The organism is Krasilnikovia sp. M28-CT-15, from assembly GCF_047159595.1.
Classification (GTDB): Bacteria; Actinomycetota; Actinomycetes; order Mycobacteriales; family Micromonosporaceae; genus Actinoplanes.
Window position 1 is genome coordinate 3156887 of the sequence record NZ_BAAGAK010000001.1, and the last position, 17779, is coordinate 3174665.

A 17779-nucleotide genomic window follows, 5' to 3' on the forward strand; every position below is an offset into this window, starting at 1 on the left:
GTCGTAATGGTTATCCCTCCACTGTGGTCACACTCATCGGCTAGCGTCGATTTCAGGCGCACCGCATGTGTGCGACTTATGGCGAGGAGAGACAAGTGATGGCTCAGGAGGCCCGGGGCGGCGTCGGCCGACGGTTCGTCCGCGCCGCCGTAGCGGGCGTCGTGGCGATCGTGGCGGCATTGGCGCTCATCGGGGGTCAGCCCGCTGCGGCCCAGGCGGCGTTGCCGTCGGGATGGTCGGGCTGGTCGCAGGTCCCCGGCGGCGGCGCGACGTACGACTCGCCCGCAACCGTCAACTACAACGACGTCCAGTACCTGTTCGTCCGGGGTACGGACAACCGGATCTACGTGCAACGGCACAACGGGGTGCTGTGGTCCGGCTGGAGTGAGGTGCCGGGTGGCGGCCTCACCACCTCTGGCCCGGCGGCCGTGGTGTACCAGTCACAGCTGAATCTCTTCGTCCGCGGCACGGACGACCGGATCTACGTCAACCGGCTGAACGGCACCTCGTGGTCCGGCTGGTCCCAGCTTCCCGGGGGCGGCGCTACGCACGGCGCGCCGGCGGCGACGATCTACCAGAGCACGCTCTACCTGTTCGTCCAGGGCACCGACAACCGGATCTACGTGAACCGGTACACGAGTTCGTGGAGCGGTTGGTCGGAGGTGGTCGGCGGGGGAGCGACACCGTCCGGGCCGGCGGCCGTGGTCTACCAGAACACGCTGTACCTGATCGTCCAGGGCACCGACAACGCGATCTACGTGAACAGGCTGGCGTCCAGCTGGTCCGGCTGGTCGCTGGTCCCCGGCGGCGGCCGTACGCCGTCGTCCCCGGCCGCCGTGGTCTACCGCGGTGAGCTCGGCGTGTTCGTCCGGGGCACGGACAACGCGATCTACCTCAACTCGCTGGGTAGCGCATGGTCCGGATGGTCGCAGGTGCCGGGTGGCGGCGCGACCACGTCCGGCCCCGGCGCCGGGGTGTATCAGAACATCCTGCACCTGTTCGTCCGCGGCACGGACAATGCGATCTACGTGAACCGGCTCGGGCCGCCACTGCGCTGATCCGAGCCCGGCGGCGCACCGCCCCGGACCAGGCGCCCGTTCGCCTGGTCCGGGGCAGGCGCCGCGATCAGGCGACACAGAACTCGTTTCCCTCAGGGTCGTGCAGGGTGACCCCGTAGTGATCCATGCCTGGCTCTGCCAGCACGCGCACCACGGTCGCGCCGAGCCCGGTCAACCGCTTGACCTCGGTGTCGACCTGCTCGCGCCGCGTCTGCAGTGCCGCCGTCCGGTCAGCGATCCTGATGTCCAGATGCAGCCGGTTCTTGACCACCTTCGTCTCGGGGACCGGCTGGAACCAGATTCGTGGCCCGGCCCCCTCCGGGTCGACGATGGAGTCGACCTCATCGTCGGCCATCCCCTCCAGCTCGTCCTCGGGCACTCCGAGGGAGCGGTAGTACGCCTTCCACGTGGCGTGACCCGCGGGTGCCGGTTCCGGTACGTAGCCGAGCGCTCCGGCCCAGAAGGCAGCCTGGCGGGCCGGCTCGGCGCAGTCGATGACAAGCTGAAAACGCGCGCTCATCCGCCGAACCTTACGGGAGCGTGGTGGCCTATGCGCGCTCCTCGCGCGGTGCCCGGTCCCGCGCACTGCCGGGTCGCGGTGGGCCTGCGTACCCCGCGCCCTTGCCCGAACACGGGAGCGCGCGGCCGCGTCGGGGAGATCAGGACTGCCGCACGTGGCGGGTGGCATGCTGAAGGGATGGGTGTCCCTGACGATGCGGTGCGCGAGGCTGCCCGGCTCGACCCGGCGCCCCGGTGGGTGGCACCGGTGTTCGCCGTGCTCGGCGCCGCCGCGATCCCGTGGACGGCGTATCTGGCGGTGACGCTGCCGGATCATGAGCGGACCCACAACTACCGTGCGGCGTGGGTGGGCTTCGACGTGATGCTCATCGTGGTTCTGCTCGCCACGGCGTTCGCGGCGTGGCGCGGGCGGCGGATCGTCGGGTTGCTGGCCGCCTCGACCGCGACCATGCTGGTCATGGACGCCTGGTTCGACATGACCACGTCGCGTCGCGTCGACGTGCCGGAGGCGGTGCTGTCGGCGGCGCTCGTCGAGTTGCCGCTGGCCGCGGTCTGTACCTGGATCGCCCTGCATGTGGACCAGGTTGTCGATCGGCGTCTCCGGCAGCTCGCCCGGCGGGCCTGATCTGCTGACCGATGTCACTCGGCCGGGCCCCGTCGACTTCAGCGGTCCGCTGCTCGTCCGCGCGATTCATGAGCCGGCCGCCTTCGACACCGTGGCGGCCGAGGTCGCGGACATGGGCTACCCGGTCGCGCGCGGGTAGCCTTCCGCGCCGAGCAGATAGTCGATGACGTCGCGGGCGTGGTAGTCGTCGCCGGTCCCGGCCAGTTCCGGCAGGAACGTGAGATCCTGCCCCAGGGTCAGCAGGGGCGGCTCGACGTACCCGTCCGGTCGGCGCTGACCCAGGCCGATCCCGGCGACCAGGCCGTTGCACAGGCACCGGCTGCCGACGGTGTCTTCGATCGATCCACCCTTGCGCAGGTATTCGCCGACCGGTTCGGCGGGACAGCGGTAACCGACTCTGCCGTCCGTTCTCTGGTAGGGGACACGGAGGTAGCCGAGGTCGCAGTGCCGCGGCCGGTCCGCGTACACGTCCTCGTCGGCGGCGGTGCCGGCCAGGTGTGCCACCTTGAAGGGGAAGCCGGTCGGTGACGCTCCGGCGTGGTTTCGCACCACCAGGGCACCGCGCAGAGCCTCATCCAGCAGGCTCCGCCGGAGCGTGGGGTCGAGACCGGACTCGCGGCAGAGGGCGAACGCCGTACCGACCTGCACCCCGGCGGCTCCGGCCGCGTGCACCGCGGTGAGGTGCTCCGGGCCGCACCGGCCACCGGCGATCCAGAACGGTAGCCCCAGGGCGGCGATCCTCGGCAGATCGACGTGGTCGCGCGGTCCGTACACCGGCTCACCGTCGGCGCTGAGTTTCAGCGGTCCCCGGGGACGGGCGCTGTGGCCGCCCGCGATCGGCGTCTCGACCACGAAACCGTCCGGCCGGGTGGCGTCGTCGCGGGCGAGATAGACGGCTAGCGTGGCGGACGAGACGATGGCCAGCAGCCGGGGGCGTCGCATTGGCGGCATCGGCATGCCCAGCAGCGTCGGCGGATCGAGGCTGACCTGGAAACGTTCGCCCGACGCGGCGGCCTGCACCGCCACCGGCAGCCGCACCGGTCGGTGTTCGGCCAGGGCGTCGAGCAGGCCGGGTATCTCGGTCGGCAGGCCCGCGCCCATCAGCACGTAGTCGACGCCCGCCAGCATCGCACCGTAGACCGCCGCGGGCGTGGCCATCTGGATCTTCTCGAGATAGTTCACCCCGACCGGCCCGTGGTGTCCCTGTTTGGCGAGGAACACCTCGGCGAAGTTGCCGAGTATCGCCAGCTCCTGCGCGGCCCGGCGGGAGCGCAGGCCGAGTCGCGGCACGGGCCGGTACGGCGTCGTGCCCGATATCCCTCCCGCCACGTAATAGCGCTGCAGCACCCGGTGGACCAGCTCGGGAGCCGGAAAATGTGCCAGCGCCCGGCGGACACACCCATCCGCGTCGCCCTCCTGCAACCGGCGGGCGAGCAGCGCGTCCAGGGCCACACCGGACACCACCCCCAGCTGGCCGGTGCGGGCCACGGCACGGGCCAGCCGCCATCCGGAGACACCGACCCCCATGCCGCCCTGGATGATCACCGGTAGGCCGCCGGTTGCCGTGGTGCCGCCGGTCGTCTCGTTCGGCCGGTTCACGACATCTGCAGGGCTAGGGCCACGAACGCCACGCCGATGGCCATGAACAGCGCACCCAGGCCGACGACCAGCAGGGTGACCTGCCATGCCTGGTACGCGCCGAGCAGGGCGCCGCGCAGGCTCTGTCCCATGAAGGCGGTGTCCCGCAACCGGGCCAGCCCGTCGTCGGCGCGTCCACCGGCCTGCCATTCGTCGGCGATCTCCGCGTACGTGCGGCCACCCGTGGCCTTGGCGACGTGGACGCCGATCAGCTCGGAGAAGGCCCGCGCCTGGGAGCCGGTGTGCACCGGCAGTCCGGCGTAGCGGGCCAGGCTGATGGGCAGCGCGTCCCTGACCGGGAAGCTGATGCGTTGCCGCGCCAGTTCCCGGGTGACACTGCGGCGTCCGATCAGCCCCTGGGTAAGCATCAGAGCGCCGGCGACGAGCAGGGTCCCGCCGGTGAACACGAGGACAACAGAGATCATGCGATGGATCCTGCCCCGCGGCGCGGGCGGGGAGCAGAGAACCACGTCCCCTAATCGGTACGGCCACAGGTCCCGCGATCCCGACGTTCTACGGGCGACAGGAGGCGCCGGGCACCATGATCGGATAGCCGGTGATCATGGCGGCGCAAATGTCATAGATCAGGCATTTCCCCACGTTTCCCGCCGAGCGCTCGGCAGTTAGTCGTCGTGTGCCAGATCTCGTTGAGTTAGCAGCCGCACCGATGCCACGCACGTCGGATTCGCCATCTCGCGGCCACATCGTGATGCTGGTACGCAACGGTGTCGAGACTGACTCGCGCGTGCAGAAGCAGGCCGAGTCGGCTGCGGCGGCCGGGTGGCGCGTGACCCTGGTCGGCATCAAGCTCCACACCAGCAAGGGCAGCCGCTGGAAGATCGGCGAGGCGGACGTGCAGCTGGTGCCGCTGGGTGACAACGCCTTCGCCTGGCGATCCGGAGTTCGCCGGCCGGTGCGCCGGGTGCTCGCCTACCCGTCACGCCTGGCTGCGGCATACCGCAAAGGCGTCGTCGAGTATCGCCACCTGGAGCTCCTCGCACGGCTCGGGCACCTGGCGGCCGTCCAGCAGTCGGGAGCCGTATGGCGTGCCCGACTCGGCCGCCTCGCGCTGTACCCCAGTCGCCTGGCGCTCAAAGTCCTTCGCCCGTGGGTCCGGTTCCGCGACGCGCAACGGCGGCGCCTGGACGCCGTGCGCGCCAGCGAGACCGCGCCTCTGACCAGGTTTCATATCTGGTTCCGGACGTTCTTCTGGGGCAACCGCAGCTGGCGGTATCTCGACCCGGCGATGCTCGATCTGGAGCTCGCCTTCGCCCCGGTGATCGACAAGCTCCGGCCGGACATCATCCACGCGAACGACTTTCACACGATCGGCGTCGGGGCTCGCGCGAAGATGCGGGCCGTACTGCGCGGGCGCTCGGTCAGACTCGTCTGGGACGCCCATGAACTCGTGTCGGGGGTCGTCCCGCCGCCAGGACGGCCGCGGTGGCTGCCGGCCCAGGTCGCCCACGAGCGGGAGTTCGCACCGTACGCCGACGCCGTTGTCACCGTCTCGCCGATGCTGGCCGACCTGCTGATGAGCAACCACCGGCTGACGGTCCGTCCCACCGTCGTCCTGAATGCGCCGAGGATCTCGGCCGAGACCGGCGAGGTCCCGGACCTGCGGCGCCGGTGCGGCCTGGACAGCGCCACACCGGTGCTGGCGTACAGCGGCGCGATCGCCCGTCAGCGCGGCCTGCACGTCGTGATCGACGCGCTGCCCCAGCTTCCCGGTGTGCATCTGGTGCTGCTGTCCCTCGCCCCGGACCAGACCCCGGCGGCTGCCGAGGCGCTGGAGGCGCAGGCTGCCGCGCGCGGGGTCGCCGACCGGCTGCACCTGTTGCCGTACCTGCCGCACCACCAGGTGGTTCCGTTCCTCGCCGGCGCCGACGCCGCGGTCAGCCCGCTCGAGCACACGCCGAACCACGAAGTGGCATTGACCAACAAGTCGTTCGAGTACGCACACGCCGGACTTCCGCAGGTGGTCAGCGACGTACGCGCCGCCGCCGAGATGGTCCGGGTCAACGGCATCGGCGAAGTCTTCCGGGCGGGCGATGTGGACGACTTCGCCCGCGCCGCCCGAGCCGTGCTGGCGGACCCGGCACGATACCGGGCCGGCTACGACCGGCCAGGACTCCTGGAGGAGTGGACGTGGGAGCGGCAGAGCGCGGTCCTCGACGCCGTCTACCGCGGTGTGCTCGAGGCGGCCCCGACGTGACCTGCCGTGCCTGGCCGGTCCCGAGCACCGCCGGGTACTCGGGACCGCGGGTACCCAGGCCTAGCTGAGGGCGAACTGCTGCGCGGCGCTGCCGTTGCAGTCGTAGATCTGGAGCCGGGTACCGTTCGCCGAGGCGCCGTTGGGGGCGTCCAGGCAGCGCCCGGACTGCGGGTTGCGCAGTGAGCCGTCGGCCTGCTGCTGCCAGACCTGGCCGCCGACGCCGTTGCAGTCCCAGAGTTCGACCGGGGTGCCGCCCGCCGTGCCGTTGCCGACGATGTCGAGGCAGCGGCCCAGAGTGCGCAGCGAGCCGTTGGCGTTGTGGAACCAGTGCTGGTCGATGGCGTACGACTGGCAGTCCCACAACTGAACGGCCGCCCCGTTGGCCCCGCTGTCGTCCGCGGCGACGTCCACACACTTGCCGGCCGGTCCGAGCGCGGCGCCGCCGCCGTCGACGGCGAACCTCTGGGCCGCCGAGGAGTTGCAGTCCCAGATCTGCAGGCGGGTGCCGTTGCCGGTGGCGCCGCTGGGCGAGTCGAGGCACCGGCCGGACTGCGGGTTGCGCAGCGAGCCGTCGGCCTGCTGCACCCACCTCTGGCCGCCGACGCCGTTGCAGTCCCAGAGTTCGACCGGGGTGCCGCCCGCCGTGCCGTTGCCGACGATGTCGAGGCAGCGGCCCAGTGTCCGCAGCGTGTTGTCGGCGAAGTGCGCCCAGTGCTGGTCGGACGCGTAGGACTGGCAGTCCCACAGCTGCACCGCGGCGAGGTTCTGGCCGGTGTCGTCCGCGGCCACGTCGACGCACTTGCCGCCGGGGCCGGTGATCGTCCCCTTGGGGCCGTTGGGCACGTGGGTCTGCCCGGAGTAGCCCACCGACACGATGTTGGCCTGCACCGCGTTGTCCGCGGCGTCGCTCGGGTAGCCGGAGGTCATCACGCCCTCGAAGAACGTACCCATGTTGCGGTTGCTGTTGTCGCCGCCGGTGCCGAGGATGATGGAGCCTTCCTGGTGCATCGGGATGTAGCCGCCACGGTTGGGCAGGGCGCCGTTCCACCAGGTGCTCAGGCCGCCGGCCTGGGAATTGCCGCCCTTGAGCGCGTACGTCGTCTGGCCGTTGTTCTTCAGCAGTGCCGTGACGAACGCGCTGTCGTTGCCCAGGTTCGCCGGGTTGGAGCCGTCGGCACCTTGGAACATGCCGTTCTCCAGGTCCGCCTCGACCCACGGCCCGGATCCGGTGCACGGCGCGAAGTAGCAGGTCGTGGCAATGCTGACCGCGTCCATGTGGCCGTTGCCGGTGTCCGCGACCTGCGCCTCGGCGTTGCCGTAGTCGAAGCAGCAGTCGGCACCGACGTGGGTCCCGCTGGCCACCATGTACATGCCTTCGGGTGCGCCGTTCTGGGCGACGCCCGCGCCGACGTAGTGCCGGTAGCCGTGCTGAGGGGAGATCCAGATGCCGTACGCCTTGTGGCCGCCGGCCGTGATCGCGATCTCGCTCGCATCGGCCGGGTAGTCGGCCGGCCCGGCGGTCCCGGCCGGGGACACGGTCAGGTCGTTGTGCCGGGTGCTCTGGTCGTAGATCCTGGTGATGCTGCAGGTGGTGCCGTTGCAGAAGGCGTCGTGGTCACCGGCGTTGGCGTAACCGCCGACCGCCAGCAGCCCGACGTCGTGGGTGGCGCGGTCGGAGGCGCGGGTGAGCTGGTACAGCGGTCCGGCGTACGCCGCGAAGAGCGCGCGCACGGTGCTGTGCGCGGCGACGCACGGGGTGCCGGCCGCGCCGTAGATGTCGCAGGGCAGGGAGGTGGCGGCGAGGCCCGCGCCGGGCATGCCGAACAGCGTGCCGAGCACGAGAACCAGCGTCGCCCCGAGGGTGCGGAGGGGGGAGTGGGGTTTGCGCATGGGGATGCACTCCTGACGACCGTCTGCGCAGTGCCGGCATGGCAGACATCGACGATGGTCGACCGTGTAAACGGGAAGTTACGCTGGCTGGTCGATACGGTCAATATCCGATCGAAAATGTTGCTTCTTGTTCGACTGTCCAGCAACGAGCGCGAGGCGACTCACCGGGCGAGCAGCATGATCGCGATGCAGGCGACGGCGGCTCCGATGGCCGTGCAGGCCAGAGCGGCTTGCGCGGCCATCTGGACGACGGCGAGGATCGGAGCATTGGCGGCGGCATCTGCCCGCCTCACCCTTGCCGCACTGGCTGACCCGGGTGTGAGTCGGCGCTGGCCGGCGGCGCCGTTCAAAATGTTGACGGGAACGAGAACATCGATAATCGTGGATAGCCAACGTCCCGGTGCACCGTGACGCCGGGCCACCCACGATCGAGGTACCGATGACCAGGTTCGCGCTCTCCCGCCGGTCGCGCCTGCGCAGTGTGCTCGCCGCCGCGACGGCTGTGCTGCTGCCCCTGCTCGGCGCCGGGCTGGCGTTTCCCGGCGGCGCCGCCGCGTCCGTCCCGAACGCGTCCGAACCGGCCTACTACGACGTCACGTCGCCGTCCACGACCGCTACCGGCCTGGCCGCCGATCTCACCCAGCGCGGATACGACGTGCTGGAAGGCCGGTTGACGCACGGCGTGCCGATTCTGGCGACTGCCGCGGAAGCCCAGCGGCTGCGGCACCGTGGCCTGACGGTGCGCTACGCCGGCCCGCTCTATCAGCCGGTGTCGGCGTCGGTGCGGGCGGCGGCCGGGACCTACTACGGCGGCTACCACACCGCGGCCGGGCATGAGGCGCACAACCAGCAGGTCGCCTCGGCCCACCCCGACCTCGTCGTCCTGCGCAGCATCGGCCAGTCGTGGCTGAAGACCCAGGGCAGGGGCGGCCACGACATCCAGGCCCTGTGCCTCACCAAGATCAAGCCGGGGGACTGCGCGACCAGCACCAGCGGTGCGAAACCCAAGTTCACGCTCATGGCCCAGATGCACGCGCGCGAGCTCGCGACCGGCGAGCTGGCCTACATGTGGATCGATTACCTGGTCGGCAACTACGGCACCAATGCCGACGTGACGCGGCTGATGGACACCACGGAACTCTGGGTCATCCCGATCGCCAACCCGGACGGCGTCGACATCGTGTCGTCCAACTCAACCCGGCCCGTCTCGCAGCGCAAGAACGCCCACGACAACGGCTGCTCCGGCACCGGCCGAGGCGTCGATCTCAACCGCAATTCGAGTTACCACTGGGATGTCAACCAGGGCACCAAGTGCAGCGAGACCTACCCGGGTGCGAGCGCGGCCAGCGAGCCGGAAACACAGGGCATCCAGAACCTGCTGGCCGGCATCTACCGCGACACCAAGCCCAGTGCCGACTTCTCGCCCGCGACCACCGACACCACCGGCACGTTCGTCACCCTGCACAGCTACGCCGAGCTCAACATCTATCCGTACGGGTGGACCAACACGCTGGCGCCGAACAACGACGACCTCCGGACGATCGCCACGGCCATGAGCCGGTCCAACCACTACGACGTCGTGCACGGTGACGGCGGCCTGAACTACTTCGCGCCCGGGGCGACCGACGACTGGATCTACGGCACGCTGGGCGTGCCCGGCTACACCATCGAGGTGGGCCCGAACTCCTCCAGCTGCAGCGGCTTCTTCCCGCGCTACTCGTGCGTGCCGGGCTTCTGGAACCTCAACGTGGGCGCTTTCATGGCCTTGGCGAACGCGGCGGCGCATCCCTACCCGACCGGCCACTGACAGCACGGCAGGCAGCTCGGCGGACAGCCGCGCCCCCGCTCGAAGGCGGGTTGCTGTGGCCCTTCGCGGCTCCCGACACGGGAGGCCACGAAGGGCCATGGCCGTCCACTAGGCTGCGGCGGTCAGCGGCCGTACTTGCGGTAGGGGACCGCCCAGTCGCCGAGCCCGTTGCCGATCTGCAGCGGTCTCGGGCTGTTCTTCACGTCGACGATGTCGCCGACGATGAAGTTCTCGTAGACCCACTTCGCGTCGGACACGCTGAGGTTGATGCAGCCGTGCGACAGGTTCGCGCGGCCCAGCGAATGGTTCCACGGGGCGGCGTGCATGAACTCGCCCGAGTCGCTGATCCGGGTGCAGTACTCGACGTCTTCGGGCGCGTAGTAGTTCGGGTCCTTCGGGTCGGTGATGCCGTAGCTCTCCGAGCTCATGCTGTGCACCCGCTCCTTGGACAGCACGACGTGGGGACCGCCCGTCGTCCAGTAGCTGATGTGCTCGCCGTTCGCGCCTGTGGTGGTGCCGCCCTTGCCGAGGCTGCACTTCATGGTGCGGACGAGCTTGCCGTCGATGTACACCTTCGTCTGGTGCTTCTTGTAGTCGCTGATCGCGATCAGCTGACGCCCGATCTTGAAGTGGGTGGACGCGTTCTTCGCGCCGTACACCTCCTTGCCGAGCTTCACACCGAACGCCTTGACGCTCACCTTGATCGTCGTGCCGCTGGTCCAGTACTTCGCCGGCCGCCAATGCACCGTGGAGTCGTTCGCCCAGTGGAACTTGCCTTCGACGGCGGGCGAGGTCTCGATCTCGATGGCCTTCTCCGCCGCGGCCTTGTTGACCGCGCGGCTGAACGCGATGATCACCGGCTGTCCCGCGCCGTACGTATGGCCGGTCTTGAGCGAGCTCATCCCGTTCGCCTGGAACGTGATCCTGGCGAGGCTGTGCGGCTTCACCGTGCTGAAGGTGGAGGTATGCGTGCTTGCGGCGCCCAGGCTGTCGGTGGCGGTCGCGACCACCTTGTAGGCCTTGCCGTAGTCCAGGTCGTCGGTCGAGGTCCAGGTCCCGTCGCTCTGCAGGGAACCGCTGACCTTCGTCTTGCCGGCGGTGACGGTGACCGACTGCAGCTTGGCGCCTTCGGCGGTGACGACGATCGGCTTCCCCGGCGACACCCCGGTGGCCCCGCTGGCCGGCGTCACGCTCAGCCGGACCGGCGTGGCCGGCCGGGCGGTGTCGGCCACCGGCTCGATCCAGCCGGCGGTGCCGGAGCGGACCGTGCGGTGGGCGGAACACCCGGCGGCCGCGGCGGCTGCGGCCACGCCCAGTGCGCCGATGATGACGTTACGTCGCTGAATCATGGTTCTCGCAATCGAGGGGTCCCGGTCGGCGTCATCCGTGGCCGTACAAGAGAAGACGCAACCGGGGCTTGAAACGTTGCCTGTTGAATCGATCGGACATTCAAGACGGGCTGTGGCGGAGACCGTCTGGGTGGATATGGGGTTAGCCCGGTGAACCGCTTCGGGCTTTCGACCGTGGCGGAACGCCGGGCGATATGGAGACCGGCGCCTCGGGGCCCGTTCTCGTTGTCTGCTTTGAGGTTTTTATGGGTATTTCCACATGTCGATCAAGTGGACCCTGGAGGTTACCACCGCCGCGCCGCATTGACCGCTGCCGTAAGTTGATCCTGCTCGTCGGCGCGGACCGGGAGGCGACCATGGCGGCGGGCGGCAGCGGGAGCGCTCTGTGGATGTGACCACTGTCATGGAACTCATCGCCGCGGGCGGACAGAACTGGTCGTGAATCTTTCTCAGCGAGCCCGGATACGCGCTGGTGACGCCGCGACGTTCGGGCAGCTCTTCGAAGACCACGCGGGCGCGGTGTACCGGCACGTCGTGCGGAACACCGGCAGCTGGAGCGTGGCTGAGGACATCGTGTCGCTGACGTTCCTGGAAGCCTGGCGGTTACGCGAGAAGCTGCGGCCCGAGGGCGACAGCGTGCTGCCCTGGCTGCTCGGCATCGCCGTGAACGTGCTGCGCAACACCCGGCGTGCGGCCCGTCGGCACGCCGCCGCGCTGATCCGGCTGCCACCGGCCGAGGCGATGCCGGACTTCGCCGACGAGATCGTCAACCGGATGCACGACAGCGAGCAACTGACCGCGGCGACGGCCGCGCTGAACCGGCTGCGCCCGGCCGAGCGCGAGGTGTTCACGTTGTGCGTGTGGTCCGGACTCGACTACGCGCAGGCCGCGGAGGCGCTCGGCGTACCGATCGGCACGGTCCGGTCCCGGCTGTCCCGGGCCCGGACCAGGCTGCGGGAGATGACCACGGAAGTCTCCGGCCCGCGGGAACCCGGCCCGGACAGCGGACAGGTACTGGATGGCCGTACCGATGCGGCCCGGTCGAATCAGGAGCGGAACCGATGAACCAGTCGCCACGGCTCGATGCTGCCGAGCGCGCCGAGCTGACCCGGCTGCTGCCGCCGCCGGGGGACCCGGAGCTGCCCGCGGACCGCCACCGCCTGCTCAAGGACGCCTTCATGCAACAGATCACGGAGCACCCCGCCGCCGCACCCCGCCGCCGGCTCCTCCTGCTGGCCGCCCCGGTCGCGGCCGCGGTGCTGGTCGCGGTGATCGTCGCGACGATCACGCTCAACCGGAGTACGACCGCTGCCACCAGCCCGGTCGTGGCGGTCGCGGCCGGTGACGCCACCAAGGTGGCACCGCTCATGGAGCGCGTGGCGCTGGTCGCGGGCAAGAAGCCGCAGGTGCCGGTCGGCAAGGACGAATACGTCTACATCAGGAGCCGGACGGCCGGGCTGGTCTTCACCACGGAGAACGACTCCGGCCACCTGGAGGCCGGTGTCGACGCCCAGGTGCTCGGACCGGTGCACAGCCGCGAGATCTGGGTGCCCGCCTCGCACGGCAGCGAAGGCCTGATCCGGGAGGAGGACGACACGTTCGGGCTGGAGGGCGCGACCCCGAACAGCCGCTACGCCGACCTGCCGACCGACCCGGCAGCGCTGCTCAGAAAGATCTACGCCGACACCAAGGGCCAGGGCCCGGGCCCGGACGAAGAGGCGTTCGACTTCATCGGTACGGCGTTGCGCGAGTCGCTGCTGCCCCCGCAGGTGACCGCAGCCCTCTACCGGGCCGCCGCGAAGATTCCCGGCGTGGTCCTGATCGCCGACTCGGTCGACGCCCAGGGCCGGCACGGGGTCGCGATCGCCCGCACCGAGGAGTCCGGCGAGCGGCGCGAATGGATCTTCAGTGCGACCACCCTCGAGTACCTCGGCGAGCGCTCGTACCTGGTCCGGGACACCAGGACCGGCAAGGCAGGCATGCTCACCGGCACCACCGCGGTCCTGGAACGCGGCGTGGTCCAGAAACAGGGCGACCTTCCACAGTGACCGCCCGGCCGCCGGGTGCCGGACGCGATCAGTACTCGTTCTTGATGGTGAAGTAGGAGCCGCGAATGGTTCCGGCCAGCTTCGACTTCTGCCTGGCGAACTTGAACCGCTCGGCGAGCTCGGCGGGAACCTCCATCCCGTCGGAGAGCTTGAATCCGACCGCCCGCTTCCCGAGGTCGTCGACCGTGTACAGCACGTTGATCGACAGGCCGCTCTCGTAGAAGACGTAGGCCCAGCGGATGTTCTCGACCTGGAAGGCCGTGGCCTCCAGCGGACGGGAGGAGATGACGATGTCGCGCTCCTCCTTGAGGATCCGGTGCACCCAGTCGACGGTCGCCTGGGCCTCGCTGGCAGGTTCCACCGTGAAGACGTGGTCGTACTTGTTCTTGAAGTAGCGGGCCTCGTTCGCCCGCAGGCCGGCCAGCGCGTCCGCGACCGGCGACGACTCCAGGCCGACGGTGGAGACGGTGGTGAAATCCACGATGTAGGGCATGGGCACCCCCGAGTCGCGCCGAGATGTGTCCGGGACGTTACCACCCGTGGTGGCGCTTGCAGCGCCGACGCGCTGATGTCATGGTCAACCGCGCACCGGCAGCTCGGCATGGACCGGCACCGCGGCGCCGCGGCGTTCCCTCAGGAGCTCGTGCAGCGCGGCCACCGGCGCGGGCCGGGCGAAGTGGTAGCCCTGCGCCAGGTCGCAGCCGAGCTCCCGCAGCCGGTCGGCCTGAGCGGCGGTCTCCACCGCCTCGGCGATGGTCTGCAGCCCGAGGAGCCGGCTGAGCTCCAGGATCGCGCGGATGAAGGCGAGGTCGCGCTCGGTGCCCTCCTCGATCTGCAGCGCGGTGAACGAGCCGTCCATCTTGAGGATGTCGACGGGCAGCTGGCGCAGGTAGGCCAGGGACGAATACCCCGTGCCGAAGTCGTCGATGGCGATGCGTACCTGGTGATCGCGCAGGATCTGCAGCTGTTCGGTGACGGTGGCGGCGTCGACGACCGACGTGACGAGCACCGTTTCGGTGATTTCGACGATCAGAGCCGAGCCCGGCAGGTCGTTGCGTTGCAACAGGTCGAGGACGTGGTGGGCGAATCGCGGGTCGCGCAGCTGCTGGGCGGAGACGTTCACGGTCACGGACAGGCCGTGGTCGCGGTGCAGGTCCCGCAGGTCGGCACAGACCTGGGCCAGCACCCAGGACCCGATGGCCACGATGGCGCCGCTCTGCTCGGCGAGCGGGATGAACCGTCCGGGCGAGATGACGGTGCCGTCGCTTCGGGTCCAGCGCAGCAACGCCTCGGCTTCGACGATGTCGTCCGTGCCCAGTGCCACGATGGGCTGGTAGTGGATGGTGAACTCGCCGTCCTCGAGGGCCCGGTGCAGGTCGGCCACCAGTTGGGTGTTGGCCAGCCGTTCGGCGTGCACCCCGGCGTCGTAGACCGCGTACTGCTGGCCGCCGGCCAGCCGGGCGCTGCGCAGTGCCAGGTCGGCGTCGCGCAGCGCGTGTCGGCGCGGGCTGTCCGCGCCCAGCGGCACCACCCCGATGCTGGCGGCGATGCGCCGCGAGGGGATCCCCGGCAGCCGGTACGGCCGGTGCAGACCGTCGAGGATGCCCTGGGCGACGACGGCGCCGTCGCGGCCGCCGCCGGTGTCGGTGAGCACGGCGAATTCGTCGCCGCTGATGCGGACGACGGTGGCCCGGTCGGGCAGGACCGCGCGGAGCCGCCGGGCGGTCTCCACGAGGACCGCGTCGCCGATCTGGTCGCCGAAGCTGTCGTTGAGGTCCCGGAAGCCGTCGAGGTCGACCAGCAGCAGCGCCTGGTCGCGGCGCCCGGCGGTGTCCAGGCCGTCCTGCAAGCGGGCCCGGTTGCCCAGCCCGGTGAGGCTGTCCAGCCGGGAGCGGCTGCCGAGCAGCGCGGCGAGTTGCGACATCCGCACGATGAGCAGGATCGACATCGCACCGCCGATCAGCACCAACCCGATCGTGCGGGGCGAGTGACCACCGCGGTCGCTCGCCAGGCTGGCAACGGTCATCGCGCCGATGGCCAGGATCAGCGTGACGTAGAGCAGGAGTCGTCCCCGCGATGTCGGTGCCGGGTTGCGGGTGACGGTGCCGGTGCTGCGGGCCATCGAGGGGTGCAGCGCCGCACCACCGATGAGCAGGTACGAGCCCAGCCAGCCGAGCGCGACCAGCCGGTCGACGTCCGTGCCGGACAGCAGCCCCGCGAAGTTCACCGTGTTGCTGACGACCAGCAGGCTGCTGGCGGCGACCATCAGGCGGTACGCGGCGGTGCGCACCCGTGAGACCACCACGACGCGCGCGGTCAGCACGAGGAAGACCAGGTCGATCGCGGCGTAACAGAGGTAGCTGGCCAGCCGCAGGCCGCTGAACCGGCCGCCGAACAGCAACGGCTCGATGACGATCGTCCAGGAGAGCGCGCCGCCACCCAGCACCACGATGGCGGCCTCCACGGCACCGCCCCGGCGCTGCCCGGGCCGGACCCAGCAGTAGTTGCTCAGGACCAGCAGGACCAGCATGAGGGCGTAGAACAGGTCACCGAACGACGGGAACCGGGGCACCCCCGCCGGCGTGAGCGCCATCGCCCAGCCGGCGTTGGCCACCAACGACGCGGCCACCGCCGCGATCATCAGCCACCACGGCGCGGTCCAGGACGGCCGGTGCCGGCGCACGCCGACCGCGACGGCCACCATGACCGAGGCGGCGACCGCCACGTACAACAAGAGGCGCACCTCGAGGTCGAGCAGCGTGCCGACCAGCACGACGAGTCCGCCGACGGCGAGGTACCAGCGGTTGGCCACCGCACCGGATACGTCTGGCTTTTGACGGGTCACGGCATATGGATACCGGCCCTCGGGTGCAGTCGCGTTGCCATAACCCTGCGATCCGGATCCTCTTCACGCCTCGACCGGGCGCGCGGAGATCATCAGTGCTGTCGCAAGCCGCTGAACAGGTCCTGCTCCGGCGTCGGGGATCCGGTCGAGTCGGTCGCCCGGATGTACGTCTCCACCCCGAGCACCTCGGCGAACAGCTCCGGCGGCAACTTGGCGGCCAGGGAGGAGCCGAGTTGGCTACGGTGCGCCAGCAGGGCCCGGCGTTTCCGGTCCGCGACGGCACGGGCGTCGATGGTGGTGCTGATGCGCTGCTGCACCGCGTCCATCTCCGCCCTCCGGGTGGCATCGGGAGCCGGCCGGGCGATGCCGATCCGGTTCAGCGCGGCCCGCAGGTCAGCCCAGTAGCTGCTGCCGTGCGCCTTGAAGTAGAGCTTGCGCGGAATGCCCGTGATCTCGGCGGCCCGGGCGGTGACGCGGGCCGTATGGATGTGGTCCGGGTGCTGGTAGCTGGTGTGCGGATCGTAGGTGACCACGACGTCCGGCCGGTACGTGTCGAAGTGTGCGCCCACCCGCAGGGCGGCCTGCTCGACCGGGACATTGCAGAAGACGTCCGGGCGGTCCCGGTAGGGCCAGTCGGGCATTCCGGAGTCGTGGTAGCCGAGCATCTCCACCGCGCTCACACCGAGGATCTCGCACGCGTCGCGCAACTCGCCCCGCCGGACGGCGGCGACCGCGCCGGGATGATGACCTGCGTCGCCGGGCTTGGCACCACCCGGGGCGTCACCGAGCTCCCCGTTGGTGCACGTGACGACGATGGTCCGTACGCCGGCCAGGGCGTAGTGCGCGAGAACGCCGCCGGTGCTGGTCGATTCGTCGTCCGGGTGCGCGTGCACCGCCATCAACGTCAGTACGGGATCCGCCATGGTTCGCTGCCTCCGCTTCGCCAGTCGTGTGTCCACTTCGTGTCGCGACCGGCGGTAGACATTCACAACACGGGCCGTGACGTATAGGCTCGTTCGCAAGCGTCCACTACAGTAGATGAGCGATGGAGTGGCCGGCGAGGAGCGGAGGCGGCAGCCTTGAGCGGGCGCACATCACACGAGAGCCGACAGGCCTGGCTGGCGAACACCATGCGGCGTCTGCTGGATGAGAAGTACGGTCCGGGACACGTCCCGGGAGTGCGCGCCATCTCCGCCGACATCCGGGCGGCCAACGGCGGCGAGACGGTGTCGCACGGCCACATCCACAACATCCTCAAGGGCGAGGCCGACAACCTGACCGATCGGACCCGCCGGTTGCTCGCCACCTTCTTCGGTAGGCAACTCGCGGATTTCCTGCCGCCCGAGGATGACATGCCGGGCTCGCCGGGGCAAGGCGTGCGGCCCGCCGGTGGCACCGGGCCGGACGCGCGGACGGTGCAGGCATTGGCCGGCCGGTTCGCGACCTTCGCGCCGGAGCAGATCGCCGCGATACGGCAGGCGGTCGAGATCGTGACCGCTCAGCAACAGGAACGCGAGGGACGGTAGTGCCCGCGCAGTCCACCCCGCGCGTGGCCCAGATCCGTCGCTGATGCGCGGCGGGAGTCATCCCCGCGGCATCGGTAGTCGTCGGTCACATATCAGATGTCTACAGAGGACCGGTCTGTGTACGGTGGGTCCGGGTCGATGAGTAGGCGATGTCTGACCGAGGAAACGGGGCACACGATGGGCTGGAAACGAGTCCAGGCAGCCGCTACGGAACTCATGGTGCAGCTTCCACCGATACCGGACCCATGGCTGATCGAGG

16 protein-coding genes are annotated in these 17779 nt (G+C 70.0%); 8 read left to right on the forward strand and 8 right to left on the reverse strand.

The genetic code is table 11. The annotated features are described in order from the left end of the window. The first annotated feature begins 95 nt into the window (after positions 1-95). A complete protein-coding gene (locus ACMCNO_RS14740; protein WP_412749993.1) occupies positions 96-1058 on the forward strand; it encodes a hypothetical protein in 963 nt (320 codons plus the stop codon). A 67-nt stretch (positions 1059-1125) separates the two neighbouring features. On the opposite strand, the gene ACMCNO_RS14745 is transcribed toward ACMCNO_RS14740, so the two are convergent. Further along, positions 1126-1578, reverse strand: a complete 453-nt coding sequence (locus tag ACMCNO_RS14745) for a VOC family protein (protein ID WP_412749994.1) — start codon at positions 1576-1578, stop codon at positions 1126-1128. Between the two features lie 177 nt (positions 1579-1755). Here ACMCNO_RS14745 and ACMCNO_RS14750 point away from each other — a divergent pair, with 177 nt between their 5' ends. Continuing rightward, positions 1756-2202, forward strand: coding sequence for a hypothetical protein (locus tag ACMCNO_RS14750; protein ID WP_412749995.1), 447 nt, complete (start codon positions 1756-1758; stop codon positions 2200-2202). Positions 2203-2319: 117 nt separating this feature from the next. Here the strand turns inward: ACMCNO_RS14750 and ACMCNO_RS14755 are convergent, their stop codons facing one another. Together ACMCNO_RS14755 and ACMCNO_RS14760 are read right to left on the reverse strand one after the other, a co-directional pair. Further along, a complete protein-coding gene (locus tag ACMCNO_RS14755; protein WP_412753704.1) occupies positions 2320-3729 on the reverse strand; it encodes a nitronate monooxygenase in 1410 nt (469 codons plus the stop codon). A 68-nt stretch (positions 3730-3797) separates the two neighbouring features. Further along, positions 3798-4265 carry a hypothetical protein gene (locus ACMCNO_RS14760; protein WP_412749996.1) on the reverse strand — a complete coding sequence of 156 codons (468 nt, stop codon included), beginning with the start codon at positions 4263-4265 and terminating at the stop codon, positions 3798-3800. A gap of 320 nt (positions 4266-4585) precedes the next feature. Here ACMCNO_RS14760 and ACMCNO_RS14765 point away from each other — a divergent pair, with 320 nt between their 5' ends. Next, on the forward strand, positions 4586-6055 hold the full coding sequence (locus tag ACMCNO_RS14765) for a glycosyltransferase family 4 protein (protein WP_412749997.1): 1470 nt from the start codon (positions 4586-4588) through the stop codon (positions 6053-6055). 60 nt (positions 6056-6115) lie between these two features. Here ACMCNO_RS14765 and ACMCNO_RS14770 read toward each other — a convergent pair whose 3' ends face one another. Then, a complete protein-coding gene (locus tag ACMCNO_RS14770; RefSeq protein ID WP_412749998.1) occupies positions 6116-7945 on the reverse strand; it encodes an arabinofuranosidase catalytic domain-containing protein in 1830 nt (609 codons plus the stop codon). Between the two features lie 30 nt (positions 7946-7975). On the opposite strand from ACMCNO_RS14770, the gene ACMCNO_RS14775 reads away from it, so the two are divergent. Both ACMCNO_RS14775 and ACMCNO_RS14780 read left to right on the forward strand, forming a co-directional pair. Beyond that, entirely contained in the window at positions 7976-8356 is a 381-nt protein-coding gene (locus ACMCNO_RS14775) for a hypothetical protein (protein WP_412749999.1), read from the forward strand. 28 nt (positions 8357-8384) lie between these two features. Then, positions 8385-9752, forward strand: a complete 1368-nt coding sequence (locus ACMCNO_RS14780; protein ID WP_412750000.1) for a M14 family zinc carboxypeptidase — start codon at positions 8385-8387, stop codon at positions 9750-9752. A 122-nt stretch (positions 9753-9874) separates the two neighbouring features. Here ACMCNO_RS14780 and ACMCNO_RS14785 read toward each other — a convergent pair whose 3' ends face one another. Then, the gene (locus tag ACMCNO_RS14785) at positions 9875-11101 is read right to left on the reverse strand and encodes an Ig-like domain-containing protein (protein ID WP_412750001.1); all 1227 of its coding nucleotides are present in this window, start codon (positions 11099-11101) and stop codon (positions 9875-9877) included. Positions 11102-11539: 438 nt separating this feature from the next. Between ACMCNO_RS14785 and ACMCNO_RS14790 the strand changes: the two genes are divergently transcribed. Beyond that, a complete protein-coding gene (locus ACMCNO_RS14790) occupies positions 11540-12166 on the forward strand; it encodes an RNA polymerase sigma factor (protein WP_412750002.1) in 627 nt (208 codons plus the stop codon). Then, on the forward strand, positions 12163-13149 hold the full coding sequence (locus ACMCNO_RS14795; protein WP_412750003.1) for a CU044_5270 family protein: 987 nt from the start codon (positions 12163-12165) through the stop codon (positions 13147-13149). Before ACMCNO_RS14790 ends, ACMCNO_RS14795 begins: the two co-directional genes overlap by 4 nt. A gap of 28 nt (positions 13150-13177) precedes the next feature. Here the strand turns inward: ACMCNO_RS14795 and ACMCNO_RS14800 are convergent, their stop codons facing one another. The 3 genes from ACMCNO_RS14800 to ACMCNO_RS14810 all read right to left on the reverse strand — a co-directional run bounded on the left by ACMCNO_RS14800 (position 13178) and on the right by ACMCNO_RS14810 (position 16917). Next, positions 13178-13642: a phage tail protein gene (locus ACMCNO_RS14800; protein ID WP_412750004.1), complete on the reverse strand. Its 465-nt coding sequence runs from the start codon at positions 13640-13642 to the stop codon at positions 13178-13180. Positions 13643-13726: 84 nt separating this feature from the next. After that, entirely contained in the window at positions 13727-15994 is a 2268-nt protein-coding gene (locus tag ACMCNO_RS14805) for a putative bifunctional diguanylate cyclase/phosphodiesterase (protein ID WP_412750005.1), read from the reverse strand. A gap of 92 nt (positions 15995-16086) precedes the next feature. After that, entirely contained in the window at positions 16087-16917 is an 831-nt protein-coding gene (locus ACMCNO_RS14810; RefSeq protein ID WP_412750006.1) for a PIG-L family deacetylase, read from the reverse strand. A 207-nt stretch (positions 16918-17124) separates the two neighbouring features. On the opposite strand from ACMCNO_RS14810, the gene ACMCNO_RS14815 reads away from it, so the two are divergent. After that, entirely contained in the window at positions 17125-17520 is a 396-nt protein-coding gene (locus ACMCNO_RS14815; protein ID WP_412750007.1) for a hypothetical protein, read from the forward strand. The last annotated feature ends 259 nt before the right edge of the window (positions 17521-17779 follow it).